A 16,174-nucleotide genomic window follows, 5' to 3' on the forward strand; every position below is an offset into this window, starting at 1 on the left:
TGCGTATACTTCACCTCAGCATGTTGTACCCACCCCACATACTCGGGGGTGCAGAACGATCTGTCGCGATGTTGGCGGAGGCGCAGACGGCGTTGGGTCATACGGTAGCTGCGGCGTGCACCACACCCGGTGTCTTCGTGGAAGAAGTGCGTAATGGTGTGCAGGTTTTCCGCATGCCGCATGAAACGCGGTTCTGGGCAGAGGATTGGCCGAAGCATGGCAAGCTAGAGCGCGGTTGGCGCAAGTTCACGCAGCAGTTCAACTATCGCTTGAGCGCACATTTTGGCCGCGTGATCGATGCCTTCGCTCCTGACATCGTACACACCCACTCGATGGTGGATGTTTCCACTACCGTTTGGGAAGCTGCGGCGGAGCGAAATCGGCCGATCATCCATACGCTGCGCGATTACGATCTCCTCTGCGCTGATGCGTCGATGTGGCACGACGGAGGGCCTTGTGGAATGAAGTGCAGGGTCATGACGTTTGCCAAAGTCGGCCGCCATCGGCTGACCGACGGTGTCGCGGCAGTCGGCCAGGAAACATTGGATATTCATCGCCGCGCCGGCTTCTTTGATCACCTGCAACCTCATCTACAGCGGGTTATCTGGAATCCCGCGATAGTGGATGGGGCAGACGACGACTATGTCCGCCCCACTCGGGAGGGCCAGCCTTTCACCTTCGGCTATCTCGGCCGAATTAATGAGGAGAAAGGCGTCGGCACGCTGATCAATGCGGCGCGGCGGCTTACACCGGGTCCCTGGCAAGTGATCGTGGCTGGCAAAGCCAACAACGCGATCGAGCCGTTCCTGGCCCAGGCTCAAGGGCTGCCGATTAGCTTCCCCGGGTTTATGGACGCGCGCAGCTTTTTCGACGGAATCGATGTAATGATCGCGCCATCGATCTGGGCGGAGCCGTTGCCGCGCACGATCCTCGAAGCTTACGCGATGGGCGTACCCAGCATTGGCGCGCGATCCGGCGGCATTCCGGATTTGATCGGATCAGACAATTCCGACTGGCTTTTCACGCCGGGTAATGACGAGCAACTGGCCGCGCGGATGCAGCACGCGCTCGATTTTGGTCGCGCGCGACTGCCTGGTAAAGCGGCATTCCAGCATGTGCTGCAAGAAACGCAACCTCGCACCGTTGCCGAGCGCTATCTTGATTTTTATAGCGACGTCATGGCAGCGCGCTTGTCGCGTGCAGCATAAGCAACACCGTGCGTATTCTTCATATCGCGGAATCCGTTAAGGGTGGTTGCGGGACCTATATCAACCAGTTAGCGCGCACGCAGTTGGCCGATCCGACGATCGAGGCAGTACATGCCGTGCTTCCCGACGCGCATGTTGAGCAGATTCCTGACCTGCCTCCCTCCAACCGGACATTATTTGCTAGCCCCCGACGATCGGCGAAGTCCCTCGCATCGCTCTGGTCCTTTACGACCGCGGCGATCCAGGCGTTCAAGCCAGACTGCATTCACCTGCATTCTACCTTCGCCGGGGCAATTGTACGTTCCGGCCTACGGCTGCGCACGGACCGCCCAGCGATGATCTACTGCGCGCACGGCTGGTCGTTCGATATGGAGGGGTCCGCAGCCAGGCGCCGGATCATGGCGCTGACGGAACAAGCGTTGTCCCATTGTTGCGAGGGCATCGTCGCAATTTCCGAGCACGAGCGTAGGCGTGGAGAAGCTATCGGTATCGCCCGGAAACGATTGGTTACGGTGTTGAACGGTATCGAAGATGTGCCAGCCATATCTTTCCCCCAATCAAGTCCGAAGCGGCGCATTTTGTTTGTCGGCAGGCTCGATCGCCAGAAGGGATTCGATATTCTCGAAGCCGCTTTACAGGGATTATCCCATCAGTTCGACTTGCGCGTTATCGGTACTTCTGTGGTCAATCAGCAGAACTGTGTCGCGCCGAGCCATCCTGGAATGACATCTTTGGGTTGGTGCGATCAGAGCAGAATTCGTGAAGAGATGGCCGCAGCCGAGTGCGTGATCGTGCCGTCACGGTGGGAAGGGTTTGGTCTTGTTGCCGTGGAAGCCATGCGTACCGGTCGCGCGGTTATTGCATCCCGCGTGGGCGGCCTGCCTGAAGTCGTTGAAGACAACGTCACGGGTTGGTTAGTCGAGCCGAATAACCCTCACGCCCTTCAGGAAAAACTGCTTGGTTTGTCCGCTGAGCAACTCGCTCAGGCGGGAGCCGCTGGTCGCCAGCGCTTCGAAAATTTGTTCCGGCTTGAACGAATGGCTGGCGAGCTGAAGAAGGTCTATCGGCAAGCGATAGCGATGCGTAGCCCTATCTCACACGCGTTCAACCTAGGGGTGGCCGCCTGATTGCCGGTACACATGGTACCGTGATCTCAGCACCGCCTCCTATCTGACGGCCGGCGAGGTACCGCATTGCGAAGCTAATAGCTGCCGCATCGGTCACCTTGAGCGCAGTCCGAGAGGTTTGCATGCAATAGAGGTTATGAGATCTTCGCCAAGCAGAAAGGCGAGACCGTTCCTCCTTCGCCCATCAAACCGCAAATTGAAGATCAAGCGTGGCCAGACGCTCTACAAGCCGCGCGAACGCTGCTGTGAATGTTTGATCACCGCCGGGCCTACGCTCAATCGCTATGGACTGCGACAAACTCGCAGAATACTTCCACGAATGAGCTATATCGCCATCCTTCGTATGTGGTCAGATTCATCAGTGCCGGCTAGGACATACTTGAACTCGCGCGAACAGCAGATGTATAATCTAGTTTGATGGTGACGATCCTCACGGCCCGCGCTCGCACCAGTATCTTCGTCGCACCGAATGCCAGAACGTGAATTTATGCATTTATCCAAGCCTTCCCAAGATTGTGGGTCAGCCAGGCTAAACCAATAGTCACTGCTAAAACTGCCACCTCGGCAAGAATTATGAACCTAAAACAGGATCGTCAGGTCGGCCGGAAACCTGGCTGATAAGTGATCTTCGCACTTTTGCGAAGTGCGGAGAGCTTTTGCTGCACAAACGCCTTACGGGCCGAGGCGATTGCCGCAGCTTCTCGCTGGTTGGCAGGCAATGGGGCATCCCGTGCTTCGAGAACCGCAAGGATCACCAGTTCGCCATTCTGTGTGATCGCTAAGGGATAACCGGGTGCGATTGAGTTCATCTGACGGAACAAGGCGGGCTGAAGGGTAGCAGAATCCACTACGGTCTTCGCGCGTTGAAACGATCGTTTTTGCTCGGTTAGCGCTGCCGATACGTCATCGTTGGTCTGCAATGGGAGAAGCTCCTCCTTTGAAATGGCACCCGCCTCAGTCGAGATACGATCAACAAGGAATAGCTTTCGGTTATCGAATTGCTGAGGATTTGCGCGAATATACGCGCTGATTGCCTGCTTTGACGGCTGAGGCATCTCGTTGGCCCAACGATCGAATAAGGTTCGGCTTAGCATAACTTCCTGCAGTCGATTCGCCTGAGCCGTGAATTGTGGCGTCTTGTCCAATTCCAACCGCTGCGCTTCAGCGGCTGCCAATTTGCGATCAATCACACCACTTAAAACCGCAGGCGCGGCATCTTCGCCCGCGCCCGCCGCTCCGGCTTCTCCGCTCAGATCCCGGCGCGTCACCTCATTGCCATTGACGACCGCCAATACCTGACCCTTCGGCGTCTTCTCGCCACATGCCGTCAGAGTGCTGCCGCAGAGGAGCGAAATCATGGCCAAACGGAGGAAACCACTGATCATGTTGACTGAACACCTTTGTGAATATCGCCCAGCACGATTCGTTGGCCGACCGGCGCCAGGGCGTTTACAAGCTGCTGGAGGAACGATCGAGCAATCTCTAGGCCGTGCTCCGGACTTCTTGTGGGTACCGAAATACGGGCAAGCAGCCCATCCGGCATTCTTCCGCTAAAGTTTTCACGCGCTACGACCAAAGACTGCTCCACGCGATCAGCTGGAAATGTTTGTCCTATCCGAGACCAAAACAAAACCTGCTCGACGTAGCCATCTTTCCTCGTGGCCGTTAGAAAGCTTGCAGGTATATCGTGGCGTCCAAGCTGAACGGAGATTGTCTTTGGATCGGTGATTACAAAACCCTGTTGCGGATAGCATTCATCCGGACGATGCAGTTCCAGCGACAAGTTTTGCACACTGCCGTACGCGAAAAGTGCGAGGACGGGGATCGCATCTGGGGCTTCATATACGCGCGTTAGAACCTGATCGTATAACTTCTCGGACAGTTCATCACGCGGGGGTAAAATTAGGCCAGAGGTCGACGAGAATCTGTAAGGTCCGACCACCTTTGGGATGGCGCCCGACAATTCCTCTCTAGTGAGACGATCGAAGATTCGGGTAGGCCGAAGCATCTGCGATGCCGCAGTCGCTGCCAGTACGATACTACCTGCGATGGCTTCCCGACGTGTCGGTTTTGAGGCGCGGAATGTCGCTTCCGCCTGACTGGTAGAGCTAGCCGTCATCTGCCGCTGCTCGGCCGTAGGATGATTGGCGCAAGTATCCGGTCGATTAAAACCAATGTACCCAGTGCCACTAGAAATATGAACAGACCTGCAATATCATGTGCAATACCTTGCCCAGCCTCGTCCCCACCGTAGTAAGTTAGGAGCAAAAGTCCGATCACGCGCACCCCGTTTGCGAAGAGAGCTACCGGAATCATCAGTACCGCCAAAACCGCCGCGTATCGGGTGTGCGCACGGTGGAGCAGATAGACGTAGAACAAGCCTATCGCCGTGAGGCTGATGATCGAATTCATACCCGAGCAGGCGGCGGCCACCACCAGTTCGTATTGACCGATATATAGCAGCACCCCATCCCGCGCGACAGGATAGCCAAGTGCGGAGAGAAAGCTTACCGACCCGTTTGCCACCAAGCCCTTGAGAGCATGGGTCAATGGAACGAAGATATTGTCCGGCGGGGGGATGACGAAGGCCAAATATAGCAATGGCACACGAAGTTGAAGCAGTTGCCGGCTTCCGATGATAGACCAAAGCATCGCAATCAGGCTGCAATATATCCCAAATAGCTGAAGCCACTGTTTTTCAACTATTGATGCAGCTACGGTAAATAGGCCGGTCAGGACCAAGACAAAGGGAGCAATCGTTTCGCCGTGAGGCTGATCCAAACGGTGCGTATGTTGTCCCTCGTGGCGTAACAACCACAGGCCTGTCAGCAGGATGATGGGGCCAGCCGCACCTTGCTCGGTGGACCAATAGTTGCGGGCTAGCGAGATGATACCCGGTGTCGCAGCTGCAGCGGCAACCGCGAGTAAAAACCAATAGCGGCCGTACCAGGATACGTCCGGGTGCCCGTCACCGCTCACGGCCTGCGACCGATCCGTCGCTGAAATGTGCCAAGCCCCCGTCATGTGCTGATCCTAGCTCCCCGAACTGCGGACATGCCATCGCTGACACCTCCACGGTGATGCTATCTGCCAAGGTATTGAATGGATCTGGGCGCCAGCGAGATCTTGCGAAAGCGGTACCGGCGTAAAGAAACCCGCAGCCTGCCTCGTTTCGTTCGGAATGGCGTTGATCAAAGAACTCGTTGAAATACTTATACCAATTCGGATTAAATTGCTAAGCGATGTTCCTATCCGGAAATATCCGCTCTTCGCTTTTACCATCTTTGTATCGGATAACCTTAGACATGACCCCGGAAGAGCCTGGATCGCCAGGTGCATCACCAGATATTCCGGAGAAGGATGAGACCGTGCTGCATTCTCACAACTTTCGGGTTCCGCGGCAAGAAACAGCGACCAGTGGATCAAGTGACGAAACAGCAGGCGCGCTTTCTGCGCCGCGCGGCATGATAGTGGGACTGGTTATCGGCGCCGTCAGCTGGGCAACCTTGGCGCTTCTGTTCTTCTGAGAGCCCGGCGAGGCGGACCGCTTCTGCAAGCGGAATATTTGTGCCGAATTCGGACGGCATAAATAAACTCAAAGTTTTGCATCCACGCTGGCATCCGACAACATCGGTATTCGAGCATTATTATTGATAATTTGCATTTTTACTTAAGGTTACCTACGTATTAATTGGAGTATTTTGGCTAAAAACTTGTCAGGCACCCTAAAAATAACTTTCTATGCCATTGATATAAATAGATTTACCCCTCTACGTTGCACCGCAAAATAAATCATGAGATTTTTAGTTAGGCACAGATTAACTCTGATTCGCCTGCCTTTATCTCATAAGTAAAAATCCAGAGGAGCGTGCAACATGAATAGCCGCCAGATTTTGATTGCGTCCGCGATGGCCTCGGCCGTGGCGGTCTGTGCACCCGCACAGGCCGTTACGTCTTTCACCGGCCAGGGATCGAGCACCATCGTGAACGGCTCAGGCGCCTTTTACGATACCCTGATCCCCAAGGGAGATTTCACCGACACGATCGACTTCAATGTCCCCACCGACGGTTCAGCTGACGTTGGCGTCCTCTATTTCAAGGTGAAGGATGGTCTCTCCAATCTGCAGGCCTCGTTCAATGGGGCTGCTATCAACCTTGTGAACGTTGGCGGAAACCTGTTTTCCGGTGGCGTCACGCGGTCAGTTCTGAAGGGGACGCAGACCATCACTCTCAACGGCACGTCAGCCGGTAACGGCGCATATTCGGGCAACGTGACGTTCTCGTCAGCAGTGCCGGAACTCGCGACGTGGCTGATGATGATTGCCGGTATCGGCTTCACCGGCCTGGCGATGCGCCGTCGCAAGACTGCGTATTCGGTCAACTACGCGTTCTGAGCGCGATCCCCGGGAGAAATCCCGGGGATACCCATCTTCCCACGGACTCTCGAGGACGGCCATGCACGTGAGCGTCACGCCCCCGCTGCCATTCGAAGCCCCTGTCAGCACCCGCTCGTTGCGGGCAGCCCCGCTGGATGCTTTTTTGACCCGCGCCTGCGATATCGCCATCGCGGCCGGCATTGTAATCATACTGTTGCCCCTCCTGATCATCATCCTGGTTGCGATGAAATTGACATCGCCAGGCCCCGTGCTGTTCGCCCATCGCCGGGTTGGGCGTCATGGCCAGACCTTTCCTTGCTATAAGTTCCGGTCGATGGTCGTGAACTCGGCTGAAGTGCTGGAGAAGCATCTCGCACAAAACCCTGCAGCTTTGGCGGAATGGCAGCTTGATCAGAAATTGCGGAATGATCCGCGCGTCACACCGATTGGACGACTGCTGCGTCGTTCCAGCCTGGACGAAGTGCCACAAATCTTCAATGTGCTGCGCGGTGAGATGAGCATTGTGGGCCCACGCCCGATCGTCGAAGATGAGATGATCCGTTACCGCCAATACATCGTCGATTACATGAGCGTAAAGCCTGGTATAACCGGCTTGTGGCAGATTAGCGGGCGCAACAACACTACCTACCGTCGTCGCGTGGCACTCGATACAGCCTATGCGCGCAGTCGTTCCATTCATCTCGACCTGGCGATTATGGTGCGCACGGTACCCGCCGTGCTCTCTGGCTCGGGTTGCTACTAAGCCGGGAATAAAGTCCCTCGGCTCCCCTTGCCCGGTCGTCCCCATCTGCCATCATCCCGCGTCCGCATGTGCGGGATGAAAGGTAATCATGTCGCGCTACGCTGGCTTGGAGATGGGTGGCACCAAAACGATTGCGGTGCTGGGCACACCCGGGGCGATCATCGATCGCGTAGAATTCCCTACGACCTCTCCTGAGGAGACCTTGGCGATAGCAGCGCATCATATCGCGGCTTGGCATCGCGAAGCGTCGATCAGGGCCCTGGGCATCGCGAGTTTCGGCCCCGTCCGTTTGGATACGGCAGCGCGCGATTTCGGTACGATCCTGGACACCCCAAAGCCGGGATGGCGAGGAACCCGCATCGTGGATGCTATTGCGGAAGTTTTTGGCGGTCCGCTTCAGTTGGATACTGATGTCAACGCTGCGGCCCTGGCTGAAGCGCGGATAGGTGCAGGACAAGGCCTCCACACGTTGATTTACCTCACAATCGGCACCGGGGTCGGCGGCGGCGTGCTCATCAACGGCAAGCCGTTCCATGGCGTAATGCATCCGGAAATCGGGCACATGCGGCTACGCCGGGCGGCGGACGACAGCTTTGCGGGGATCTGCCCGTTTCACGGCGGGTGCGTAGAGGGGCTTGTCAGTGGACCTGCCCTTCAGGCCCGTTTCGGTGTGCATCCCAGCACGGTCGCCCTAGATGATCCACGCTGGGGTCTGGTCGCATCCGATCTGGCGGAACTTTTTGCAAACCTTTTATGCGCGTTCTCACCCCAGCGTATCATCGTCGGAGGGGGCGTATCGGTTCACCAGCCGCACCTCTTACGCATGGCGATCGATCATTTGCCCGAACGTTTGGGCGGTTACCTGGGGCCTGTGACCGGCGCGGACCTGCGATCCCGCATCGTGCCCGCCCAACTGGGCAACGATGCTGGACCGACAGGTAGCCTCTATCTGGCGATGGCGGCAGCCGGCGATTGAGCAGCTAAATTTGAGCCGCGCAACGCGACCGGCGCCCTTATCGATTACGCAAAGTTGCCATTTCGCGCGATCTCGCTGACAGGTTTGCGACCGCTGGGTGCCTCACGCTCCTGCAGGAAGTCCGGCAGCTTCTCCTTGCCGGCCGCCTTGCCGATAACGAAAGCGGCTTCGAGGCGATGATCATCGGGAATGCCCAGAAGCGCTTCCGCTTCGCCGAACTTGATCCCGGTCATCCCATGGGTGTGATAGCCCAACGCCTGAGCCTGCAGAGCGGCCAAGGCCCAGGCTGCGCCAGCATCAAAGCTGTGGCTGTGATTGTCAGAACTGCCCTCGTCCGAACGCATCAGCTTGTCGGAGACGATATAGACCAGTGCCGAGGCATCCTTGGCCCAGCCCTGGTTGAAATCGATCAGACCCGAGAGGAACCTATCCCAATGGGCATCGCCACGGCGAGCGTAAAGGAAGGTCCAAGGCTGTACGTTGTAGGCGGAGGGCGCCCAGCCGGCCCCTTCGAAGATCACATTCAGATCCTCCTGGGCAATCTCGCTTTCGTCAAACGCGCGCGGGCTCCAACGGTTCACGATCAGCTTTTCGACTTTGGGATGGGCGACACGTCCGGTCATCATGGCTTCCTTCATCTCGACAGGCCTGCATCTGCACGCCACTCGGTTGATAGCTGGCGCTTCACACGCCATCGGAAAAGGCAGATAAAGTCTGCCAAACTGATCGACGATCTTGAAAAGCCAATAACCGCGGCGGCAAAACTCACAGGATCACCATCGAGGCCGATTGCCTTCTTCCTTCTCAGATCCCACTTCCCTTGGCATGACCGCTTCCCAACTCTGCCTGCGCGCCGTCATCCGCCTGTCTCCGCGCGTCGATTCAGGCGAAGATGTGGCGGCCTTTCTACAAGGCCTTGTCACATCGGATGTGCAGGAGGCGTTGCCCGTATGGACCGCGCTGTTGAGCCCGCAAGGCAAGGCCTTGTTCGACTTCTTCGTCTGGCCGGGCGAGAACGGCGCGCTGTTGCTGGATTGCGAAGCCGAGGTCGGTGAGGAGATTGTCAAGCGCCTCTCACTCTATCGCCTTCGTCGCGCGATCGACATCGCGATCGACCCCACGCTGACCGTGCATTGGAGCCGAGACCCGCAGGAAAACGCCTCGCCTGACCCTCGGCTGGAAAGCCTGGGCTGGAGGTGGCTGGCCCCCGCCGCCCCATCTGCAGAGTGCGCAGACCAAGCCTATCTGGCGCATCGTCTTGGCCTGGGGGTGACCGAGGGGCGGCAGGACCTGGGACAGGATGCGACGCTTTGGCTGGAGTGCAATGCCGTCGAACTGCGCGGTGTCAGCTTTACCAAGGGCTGCTATGTAGGCCAGGAAAACACGGCGCGCATGAATTGGCGGCAAAAAGTGAACCGCCGGTTGATAGTCGTACCGCTCGCACAGTCCGACCCCAAACGGCAGCGCACGACCTATCCGGAGCTGGGCTTCGCAATCGATCACCGCCGGATCGAGGATATCACTTCCGAGCTTCGGCCTGCGTGGCTGGACCTTGATCCACCCACATCTGCCTAACGCCTAGGCCGGTTGGGGAGACGGTTGTGAGCCGACACCGAGCAAGTCGAACAGCTTGTCCGTCAAGATCGCCACGTGGACCCGTGCCGGGACCGGTCCTTCGATAAAATCATGGCATTGCGGTTCATCTACAGGCTTGAAGCCTGCCCGCTCCAGCATGCGCGAGATCGTATCGCTCTCATCGGCCTGTTCGGCGATGACTTCGCGATGGCCGAGCATCCTGGCTTCCGCCAGCACCGCGCGCAAGGCCTCGGTCGCATAGCCCTGGCCGCTATACTTGCGAGCGAGCCAATAGTTCAGTCGAACATGACGGCCTGATGCAGTCAGTGAAATCCCGCCGATCAGGACGGGACCATTGCCGGTGCGCAGGTGAATCAGAAAATGAGGCAGCAAGCGCGATTGTGGACGCGCGAAGAACTCGCGCAGAAACGCCTGCTTGGAGGCCTGCCGCGAAAATCCGGTGCTGACGATTGCCGCCTCGTTACCGATTGCGGCGGCAAGTTCCTCGACGTCCTCTGGCCAACCTGGCCGAAGGAACAACCTCTCCGTGCGGATGAACATGTGTCATCTCCGTTCTTTTGCCGGGGAGCATAAAGCTTGGGGCCGGTCGTTGCACGAGAAAAGACCACCGCGATCTCTACTGATCAGGCCGCATGCATCTGCAAATCTTCAAATTGGGCAGACCCATCGTCATCATCACCACCGACGACGCCTTCTCCACTCAGGACATAGCCCCGCGACGGCGCGACCGATCCGCGCCCTGCGCTGTAGCGGTCCTCTGAAAGACCCAGCGGCCGAAACCCCAGTTTGCAGAGCACTCGCCCTGAGGCGGGATTGTCGGAGAAATGCCACGCCCGGATATTGCTTTGGCCAAGCGCCATGGCGGTGCGCAGCAGCGCACTAGCCGCTTCGGTGGCATAGCCCCGGCCCCATGCGCTGGGCGTCAACCAGTAACCCAGCTGAGTCTGGCCGTCCTCATCATGCAAGCCAACACCGCCGATGATGCGGGACCCCGTGCTTCCAGGCTGCGTGATCAACAAACTTGGATGGCTGGTCTGTTCCGAACCGCCGATAAACGCCTGCGCGTCTGCCAGCTGGTAAGGCCAAAGCGCCCGAGTGAGGTTGCGGATCACCGCTTTGTGAGTGATCGCCGTATGAAGCTCTGCCGCATCCTCGGTCCACGCGGGGCGGAGGAACAGGCGTTCGCTGCGAATGAACATGACCGCTCTCCCTTCGTCAGTCCCGCGCGCGGCCGCGATAGGATCCGTGGATGACACAGGCGTTACGCCTCGCTGGATCGGGAACGCTTTTCCCGACCAACGGTGCCAAAGTGACTGAAGGGAGATACGAAAAAAGGGAGCGGGGTTGGCCCTCTCCCTTCATGGTACCGGAACTTCACGATGAAGTCCGGCGAGGGGCCATCCAAGCTGGATGGCCCGTCATCGACCATCCGTTATTCGGCGGCTTGCGCCATCATGTCGACCGACACGTATTTACGGCCAAGCTTGCCTTCGTGAAAGCGCACGCGGCCTTCCGCGAGAGCGAACAAGGTGTGATCCTTGCCCATGCCCACGTTCACACCCGGATACACCTTGGTACCACGCTGGCGGATGATGATGTTGCCGCCGATCACTTCCTGACCACCGAACTTCTTGACGCCAAGGCGGCGGCCAGCTGAGTCGCGACCGTTGCGCGAAGAGCCGCCTGCTTTCTTATGTGCCATTGCAATCTACTCCGGAATTCTGGCTCAGCCAACAGACACGATGCGCAGCAGGGTCATCTGCTGGCGATGGCCATTCTTGCGGCGATAGTTATGGCGACGGCGCTTCTTGAACACGATCACCTTTTCGCTCTTTGCCTGCGCGATGATCTCTGCCGCGACGGTAACGCCAGCGAGGTCAGCCACTTCGCCATCCTTGCCTGCTAGCAGAACGTCACCCAGGGTGATCTTGTCACCGGCTTCGCCAGCCAGCTTCTCAACCGCGATCTTGTCTCCGGCGGCAACCCGATACTGCTTGCCGCCCGTGCGCACTACTGCGAACATGGTGCTGTTACCCAATCTCAAACTATGCCCGAAGGGCCGAAACAACCTTGCCCCGGCCGCGACAGCTCCGCCAAGGAGCCCCGCACGGGAAACGCGCCGGACACCCGTGCGACGCACAGGTTTCCGGAAGAAGGGTGCCGTTAATCCAACCCCTGATTCGAGTCAACGGTTCAGTCACCGCGCGGCCGGTCAATTTGCCCTCGCACGGGAAGGATCGCGTGCTATGAAACGGCGATGATCCGCGCCAGCGCCCGCCTTATCGTCCCTACCACCCTTCTGATGCTCGCCAGTTGCGCGGGTTCGGCAGAGTATCCCTCTCTCGCGATCCGCGATGTGGAGCGTGTTCAGGGCAGCGCCTCGCCGGCGCCGGATGCGGCAGATGCGATCCCCGCTCTGCCGCCCGCCAGCGCGGACCTTACCACCCGTCTTGAAGGTCTGGTGGAAACGGCTCGCCAGTCCCACACGCGATTCCAGTCCCGGCAAGCCGCAACTGAGCGCGCGGTGGCCGCCGCCGGTGCTACCGCCAGCGACAGCTGGAGTTCAGCGCAAGTGGCGCTTTCCGATCTGCAGACATCGCGCAGCGGCGCCCTCACCGCCTTGGCCGAGCTCGATCAGCTCTACGTCGATGAACGTGCCGCTCATCCCGAGCAGGTCAGCCCCGCCGCCGCCACGATCGCCACCGCGCGTGATCAAGTGAATGGCTGGGTTTCGGCTGAAACTAGCGTGATCAGCCGCCTGGAAGCGCGCATCCGATAAACACCGCTCAGCCCCAGCGGGCGAGGTCGTCGAAATCTTCCGTGCGCGGCTCGATCCAGCGCCATTCACCGCCTGTGCGCTCCCGCTTCCAGAACCAGCTTTGCGATTTCAGCTTGTCCATCGCGTAATCAGCGGCGGCAAAAGCCTCACGGCGATGACGCGAGGCCGCCGCGACAAGCACGATCGGATCGCCCGCCGCCATCTGCCCGCTACGATGGACGATCAGCAGGCCTTCCAAGGCCCAGCGCCTCAAGGTTTCCTGCGCCAACGCCTGCATCGCGGGCAAAGTCAGCGGATCGTAGTGGCGCAATTCCAGCAGTTCCACCGCGCTGTCATCGGCGGAGGCGCGCACTTGGCCGATGAAACTGGCGATGCCGCCAGCTTGGGGATGCGCCTTGGTGAAGGCTGCGATCTCTCCCGCCGGATCGAACGGCGCGCTCAGCAGCCGGACATCCGCCATCTCAACCGCCACTGACGGGGGGCAGGAACGCCAGCTCATCGCCATCCGCCAGCATCGGCAGATCGTGACCCGCCACGAGCTTGCCGTTTACCGCCAGCTTGATCCGCGCGCCGGACAAGGCCTCCGACAGTTCCGAGTCCAGTCCTGCCAGCACATCCCTGAGGGCGGGAGCAAACGGGACCTCGCGCTCGGCCACGCCCGCCGCGTCTTCGAGGCGGCCGAGGAACACCAGTTTCAGCGACATCTCAGCCGCCGGTCATCGACATGTGGCGCGGTTGCGCCGGGGCTTGGCCGCGATGGTCGATCGCGAAGTTATGGCGCGCGGGCTTGATGCGCATGGCGACGGCCAACGCTTCCGCCAACGCTCCATCGGGGTCCTCGGAACGAAGCGCCGCGCGCAAGTCCACTTGTTCGCTGCCGCCAAGGCACGCGAAAAGCTGCCCCGTCGCGGTCACGCGAATGCGATTGCACCCCTCGCAGAAGTTGTTGGTCAAAGGCGTGATCAGGCCAAGCCGACCTCCGGTTTCCACCACGTCGAAATAGCGCGCTGGGCCGCCAGTGCGGTGGCCTGATGGAACCAAGGTCCAGCGCTGTTCCAGATCATCTCGCACGACCGAAAGCGGCAGATGCTGATCCACGCGGTCGGCCTCCACTTCGCCCAGCGGCATCACTTCGATCAGGGTGATGTCAAAGCCCTGTTCGTGCGCCCAGCTTATCAGGCGTGGCAGTTCCGGCTGGTTCACGCCTTTCAGCGCCACGGTATTGAGCTTCACCTGCAAGCCCGCAGCCTTGGCGGCGGCGAGACCTTCCAACACTTGCGGCAGGGAATCCCGTCGCGTCAGTTCGGCGAACTTGGCACGGTCCAGTGTATCGAGCGACACGTTGATCCGCCGCACTCCGGCGTCGTAGAGTTGGTCGGCGAATTCGGTGAGGCGCGTCCCGTTGGTGGTCAGCGTCAGCTCTTCCAGCCCGTGGCCGATCCGCCGCCCCAGCGCGCGCACCAGTTCCATCATATCCCGCCGAACCAAGGGCTCGCCGCCAGTCAGCCGGATCTTGGAGATGCCGCGGTCGATGAAACCCAGCGCCAGATCGTGCAGCTCTTCCAGGCTGAGGACATCCTTGCGCGGCAGGAACGTCATCCGCTCAGGCATGCAATAGGCACACCGCAAGTCGCACCGATCGGTTATCGAAAGGCGCAGGTAGCTGATACGCCGCTGGAATTGATCGACGAGCGGTGCAGTTGCGGGCGATCTGTCTGATGTCATCCCTGTGAAGATAACATCGCGCCGGCATCCGTTCCAGCCACAGGCAACAATTGCCCTGTGACCCCCGGCGCGCGCGACAGATAAGCCAAAGCCGCAGCGATAGCCGGAGGGTCATCGCCGGCAATTGCATTCACCCGCACGGGCGCATATTGGCGCGCCAGGCCATGCACCACGCCAAGGCGCCACTCGCGATGGGTATGGTCCGCCGGATCGAACAGCAGCACGCAATCGCCGCCTTGCGCCAGCGCATCGCGTATCCGGGGCAGAACGGCGGCATGGAAGTGGGAGGAAGCGTCCAGCGGACCTGTAGGAAGCACGCCCACCCGCAACATTCCCGCCTCCGCAGACATCAGGGCCGCTCGCGCCTCAGCGTAATTCCGATCGCTTCGCCGGCCTCTGCGATGGCGAGCTTCACGATCTTCACCGTCACCGCCAGGATACGGTCGTCCTGAAGAAAAAGCGTTTCGCAGATATGATCGGCCACCGCTTCGATCAGCTTGAAATGCACGCCTTCGGGCAGCGCCCCGCTCGCCGCGAACTTCAGGTCCATATAATTCTTGCTGGCGCTGAGCGGTGTATCGGGAGAGTAGCGGGCGATCGGCTTCATCTCCACCGCCATGGAGATACGCAGCGGTTGCGGCCTGCCGGTTTCCTCGGAATAGATCCCGGTCAGCACGTCGACGATGAAGTCGGCAACTTCGAGTGTAAGCGAATCGGCCATAAGGCGCCTTTAGCCCGGATTGGACCAGCGCGCGAAGATCGCGGTAGGCAGCAGCCGCCCACTCTCGCCATCCTCGCGCACCGCCAGGTCGCCATGCTCGATCTTGCCCGGCAGATCGGCGAACAGCTCGGCCAACAGGCCCGCAAGCGCCAGCGACGACATGCGCACGGCATAAACAGTCAAAAACAGAAACTTGCTATCCGCATCCAGCAGGCGGCGGCAATCCGCCATCAGGCTGGGCAGGTTCTCCTCCAGGCGCCATGTCTCACCCGTAGGTCCACGGCCGAACTTGGGGGGATCAAGAATGATACCGTCATAACGACGGCCGCGCCGCACCTCACGCGCGGCGAATTTCGCGGCGTCATCGATCAGCCAGCGAACCGGCCGATCTGCCATTCGCGAAAGCGTCGCATTCTCGCGCGCCTGACCCACCGACTTCTTCGAGGCGTCGACGTGGGAGACTGCCCCCCGCTCCGAGAGCGCCAGCGTGCCGACCCCGGTATAGCCGAAGAGGTTCAGAGTCTGAGCATCCTCCGCCGGCAGCTGATCGCGCATCCAGTCCCACACAGGGGCCATGTCCGGAAAGAAACCGAGATGGCGGAAGGGCGTACATTGCGCGGTAAAGCGCACGTCGCGCCACGCCAAGGGCCAACCCTCGCGCGGAACCGGCTTTTCGAACAGCCACCGACCGCCGCCATCCTCGTCAGAGCCGGGTACGAACTCACCGTGGGCCTCCCACTGGTCCAAACGGGGGGACCATAAGGCCTGCGCCTCTGGCCGGATGAACCGGTAATCGCCGTAGCGCTCCAGCTTGCGGCCATGGCCCGAATCGATCAGGGCGTAATCGCCCCAACCCCCGCCCACCATGATGACGGGATCGCGCGCAAGATCGGCCATGAGCGC

At 59.6% G+C, this 16,174-nt stretch carries 22 protein-coding genes; 8 read left to right on the forward strand and 14 right to left on the reverse strand.

Annotated elements, in window-relative coordinates; translation table 11 throughout:
• Nucleotides 1-20: 20 nt before the first annotated feature.
• On the forward strand, nt 21-1,208 hold the full coding sequence (locus tag GGR39_RS00335) for a glycosyltransferase family 4 protein (RefSeq protein WP_281374427.1): 1,188 nt from the start codon (nt 21-23) through the stop codon (nt 1,206-1,208).
• 8 nt (nt 1,209-1,216) lie between these two features.
• The gene (locus tag GGR39_RS17445; RefSeq protein ID WP_058736138.1) at nt 1,217-2,335 is read left to right on the forward strand and encodes a glycosyltransferase; all 1,119 of its coding nucleotides are present in this window, start codon (nt 1,217-1,219) and stop codon (nt 2,333-2,335) included.
• Between the two features lie 593 nt (nt 2,336-2,928).
• Here GGR39_RS17445 and GGR39_RS00345 read toward each other — a convergent pair.
• Genes GGR39_RS00345 through xrtV form a run of 3 tightly spaced genes read right to left on the reverse strand, consistent with a single transcriptional unit; the run spans nt 2,929 to nt 5,359 of the window.
• Nucleotides 2,929-3,720, reverse strand: coding sequence for a hypothetical protein (locus GGR39_RS00345; protein WP_183615406.1), 792 nt, complete (start codon nt 3,718-3,720; stop codon nt 2,929-2,931).
• On the reverse strand, nt 3,717-4,454 hold the full coding sequence (locus GGR39_RS00350) for an exosortase C-terminal domain/associated protein EpsI (RefSeq protein ID WP_183615407.1): 738 nt from the start codon (nt 4,452-4,454) through the stop codon (nt 3,717-3,719). The genes GGR39_RS00345 and GGR39_RS00350 overlap by 4 nt, the downstream gene beginning before the upstream one ends.
• Nucleotides 4,451-5,359, reverse strand: coding sequence for an exosortase V (gene xrtV / locus GGR39_RS00355; protein ID WP_183615408.1), 909 nt, complete (start codon nt 5,357-5,359; stop codon nt 4,451-4,453). Before xrtV ends, GGR39_RS00350 begins: the two co-directional genes overlap by 4 nt.
• 281 nt (nt 5,360-5,640) lie before the next feature.
• Here xrtV and GGR39_RS00360 point away from each other — a divergent pair, with 281 nt between their 5' ends.
• From GGR39_RS00360 to GGR39_RS00375, 4 genes are all read left to right on the forward strand, one after another.
• Entirely contained in the window at nt 5,641-5,862 is a 222-nt protein-coding gene (locus GGR39_RS00360) for a hypothetical protein (RefSeq protein ID WP_183615409.1), read from the forward strand.
• Nucleotides 5,863-6,210: 348 nt separating this feature from the next.
• Entirely contained in the window at nt 6,211-6,729 is a 519-nt protein-coding gene (locus GGR39_RS00365; protein ID WP_183615410.1) for an FxDxF family PEP-CTERM protein, read from the forward strand.
• 67 nt (nt 6,730-6,796) lie between these two features.
• On the forward strand, nt 6,797-7,474 hold the full coding sequence (locus GGR39_RS00370; RefSeq protein WP_343055740.1) for a sugar transferase: 678 nt from the start codon (nt 6,797-6,799) through the stop codon (nt 7,472-7,474).
• Nucleotides 7,475-7,562: 88 nt separating this feature from the next.
• Complete coding sequence (locus GGR39_RS00375; RefSeq protein ID WP_183615412.1) at nt 7,563-8,450, forward strand: ROK family protein; 888 nt, start codon at nt 7,563-7,565, stop codon at nt 8,448-8,450.
• A gap of 44 nt (nt 8,451-8,494) precedes the next feature.
• On the opposite strand, the gene GGR39_RS00380 is transcribed toward GGR39_RS00375, so the two are convergent.
• Complete coding sequence (locus GGR39_RS00380) at nt 8,495-9,073, reverse strand: nitroreductase family protein (protein ID WP_183615413.1); 579 nt, start codon at nt 9,071-9,073, stop codon at nt 8,495-8,497.
• A gap of 202 nt (nt 9,074-9,275) precedes the next feature.
• On the opposite strand from GGR39_RS00380, the gene ygfZ reads away from it, so the two are divergent.
• The gene (ygfZ, locus tag GGR39_RS00385; RefSeq protein WP_183615414.1) at nt 9,276-10,025 is read left to right on the forward strand and encodes a CAF17-like 4Fe-4S cluster assembly/insertion protein YgfZ; all 750 of its coding nucleotides are present in this window, start codon (nt 9,276-9,278) and stop codon (nt 10,023-10,025) included.
• Nucleotides 10,026-10,028: 3 nt separating this feature from the next.
• Here ygfZ and GGR39_RS00390 read toward each other — a convergent pair whose 3' ends face one another.
• The 4 genes from GGR39_RS00390 to rplU all read right to left on the reverse strand — a co-directional run bounded on the left by GGR39_RS00390 (nt 10,029) and on the right by rplU (nt 12,069).
• On the reverse strand, nt 10,029-10,586 hold the full coding sequence (locus tag GGR39_RS00390; RefSeq protein ID WP_183615415.1) for a GNAT family N-acetyltransferase: 558 nt from the start codon (nt 10,584-10,586) through the stop codon (nt 10,029-10,031).
• Between the two features lie 83 nt (nt 10,587-10,669).
• A complete protein-coding gene (locus GGR39_RS00395; protein ID WP_183615416.1) occupies nt 10,670-11,245 on the reverse strand; it encodes a GNAT family N-acetyltransferase in 576 nt (191 codons plus the stop codon).
• 233 nt (nt 11,246-11,478) lie between these two features.
• A complete protein-coding gene (gene rpmA, locus GGR39_RS00400; protein ID WP_058736146.1) occupies nt 11,479-11,748 on the reverse strand; it encodes a 50S ribosomal protein L27 in 270 nt (89 codons plus the stop codon).
• Nucleotides 11,749-11,772: 24 nt separating this feature from the next.
• Complete coding sequence (rplU, locus tag GGR39_RS00405; protein ID WP_183615417.1) at nt 11,773-12,069, reverse strand: 50S ribosomal protein L21; 297 nt, start codon at nt 12,067-12,069, stop codon at nt 11,773-11,775.
• A 234-nt stretch (nt 12,070-12,303) separates the two neighbouring features.
• On the opposite strand from rplU, the gene GGR39_RS00410 reads away from it, so the two are divergent.
• Entirely contained in the window at nt 12,304-12,825 is a 522-nt protein-coding gene (locus GGR39_RS00410) for a hypothetical protein (protein WP_183615418.1), read from the forward strand.
• Nucleotides 12,826-12,832: 7 nt separating this feature from the next.
• On the opposite strand, the gene GGR39_RS00415 is transcribed toward GGR39_RS00410, so the two are convergent.
• From GGR39_RS00415 to GGR39_RS00440, 6 genes are read right to left on the reverse strand one after another with little or no spacing between them, the layout of a single operon-like run.
• The gene (locus GGR39_RS00415; RefSeq protein WP_183615890.1) at nt 12,833-13,285 is read right to left on the reverse strand and encodes a molybdenum cofactor biosynthesis protein MoaE; all 453 of its coding nucleotides are present in this window, start codon (nt 13,283-13,285) and stop codon (nt 12,833-12,835) included.
• Nucleotide 13,286: 1 nt separating this feature from the next.
• Nucleotides 13,287-13,529 (reverse strand): MoaD/ThiS family protein, encoded by a 243-nt coding sequence (locus GGR39_RS00420; protein WP_183615419.1) that lies wholly within the window; start codon nt 13,527-13,529, stop codon nt 13,287-13,289.
• Nucleotide 13,530: 1 nt separating this feature from the next.
• Nucleotides 13,531-14,550 (reverse strand): GTP 3',8-cyclase MoaA, encoded by a 1,020-nt coding sequence (gene moaA, locus GGR39_RS00425; protein ID WP_183615420.1) that lies wholly within the window; start codon nt 14,548-14,550, stop codon nt 13,531-13,533.
• The gene (locus tag GGR39_RS00430) at nt 14,547-14,900 is read right to left on the reverse strand and encodes a Rossmann fold domain-containing protein (protein ID WP_246388173.1); all 354 of its coding nucleotides are present in this window, start codon (nt 14,898-14,900) and stop codon (nt 14,547-14,549) included. The genes moaA and GGR39_RS00430 overlap by 4 nt, the downstream gene beginning before the upstream one ends.
• Complete coding sequence (locus GGR39_RS00435) at nt 14,900-15,271, reverse strand: dihydroneopterin aldolase (protein ID WP_183615421.1); 372 nt, start codon at nt 15,269-15,271, stop codon at nt 14,900-14,902. Before GGR39_RS00435 ends, GGR39_RS00430 begins: the two co-directional genes overlap by 1 nt.
• A 9-nt stretch (nt 15,272-15,280) precedes the next feature.
• A complete protein-coding gene (locus GGR39_RS00440) occupies nt 15,281-16,168 on the reverse strand; it encodes a class I SAM-dependent methyltransferase (RefSeq protein WP_183615422.1) in 888 nt (295 codons plus the stop codon).
• Nucleotides 16,169-16,174 lie beyond the last annotated feature (6 nt).

This window comes from Novosphingobium fluoreni (assembly GCF_014196615.1).
Classification (GTDB): domain Bacteria; phylum Pseudomonadota; class Alphaproteobacteria; order Sphingomonadales; family Sphingomonadaceae; genus Novosphingobium; species Novosphingobium fluoreni.

Bases quoted from the DNA above. Each gene is read 5' to 3' on its own strand.
- GGR39_RS00335 (WP_281374427.1), top strand. From the start codon at position 21: ATGTTGTACCCACCCCACATACTCGGGGGTGCAGAACGATCTGTCGCG.
- GGR39_RS00345 (WP_183615406.1), bottom strand. From the start codon at position 3,720: ATGATCAGTGGTTTCCTCCGTTTGGCCATGATTTCGCTCCTCTGCGGC.
- GGR39_RS00350 (WP_183615407.1), bottom strand. From the start codon at position 4,454: ATGACGGCTAGCTCTACCAGTCAGGCGGAAGCGACATTCCGCGCCTCA.
- xrtV (WP_183615408.1), bottom strand. From the start codon at position 5,359: ATGACGGGGGCTTGGCACATTTCAGCGACGGATCGGTCGCAGGCCGTG.
- GGR39_RS00360 (WP_183615409.1), top strand. From the start codon at position 5,641: ATGACCCCGGAAGAGCCTGGATCGCCAGGTGCATCACCAGATATTCCG.
- GGR39_RS00365 (WP_183615410.1), top strand. From the start codon at position 6,211: ATGAATAGCCGCCAGATTTTGATTGCGTCCGCGATGGCCTCGGCCGTG.
- GGR39_RS00375 (WP_183615412.1), top strand. From the start codon at position 7,563: ATGTCGCGCTACGCTGGCTTGGAGATGGGTGGCACCAAAACGATTGCG.
- GGR39_RS00380 (WP_183615413.1), bottom strand. From the start codon at position 9,073: ATGACCGGACGTGTCGCCCATCCCAAAGTCGAAAAGCTGATCGTGAAC.
- ygfZ (WP_183615414.1), top strand. From the start codon at position 9,276: ATGACCGCTTCCCAACTCTGCCTGCGCGCCGTCATCCGCCTGTCTCCG.
- GGR39_RS00390 (WP_183615415.1), bottom strand. From the start codon at position 10,586: ATGTTCATCCGCACGGAGAGGTTGTTCCTTCGGCCAGGTTGGCCAGAG.
- GGR39_RS00395 (WP_183615416.1), bottom strand. From the start codon at position 11,245: ATGTTCATTCGCAGCGAACGCCTGTTCCTCCGCCCCGCGTGGACCGAG.
- rpmA (WP_058736146.1), bottom strand. From the start codon at position 11,748: ATGGCACATAAGAAAGCAGGCGGCTCTTCGCGCAACGGTCGCGACTCA.
- rplU (WP_183615417.1), bottom strand. From the start codon at position 12,069: ATGTTCGCAGTAGTGCGCACGGGCGGCAAGCAGTATCGGGTTGCCGCC.
- GGR39_RS00410 (WP_183615418.1), top strand. From the start codon at position 12,304: ATGATCCGCGCCAGCGCCCGCCTTATCGTCCCTACCACCCTTCTGATG.
- GGR39_RS00415 (WP_183615890.1), bottom strand. From the start codon at position 13,285: ATGGCGGATGTCCGGCTGCTGAGCGCGCCGTTCGATCCGGCGGGAGAG.
- GGR39_RS00420 (WP_183615419.1), bottom strand. From the start codon at position 13,529: ATGTCGCTGAAACTGGTGTTCCTCGGCCGCCTCGAAGACGCGGCGGGC.
- moaA (WP_183615420.1), bottom strand. From the start codon at position 14,550: ATGACATCAGACAGATCGCCCGCAACTGCACCGCTCGTCGATCAATTC.
- GGR39_RS00430 (WP_246388173.1), bottom strand. From the start codon at position 14,900: ATGTCTGCGGAGGCGGGAATGTTGCGGGTGGGCGTGCTTCCTACAGGT.
- GGR39_RS00435 (WP_183615421.1), bottom strand. From the start codon at position 15,271: ATGGCCGATTCGCTTACACTCGAAGTTGCCGACTTCATCGTCGACGTG.
- GGR39_RS00440 (WP_183615422.1), bottom strand. From the start codon at position 16,168: ATGGCCGATCTTGCGCGCGATCCCGTCATCATGGTGGGCGGGGGTTGG.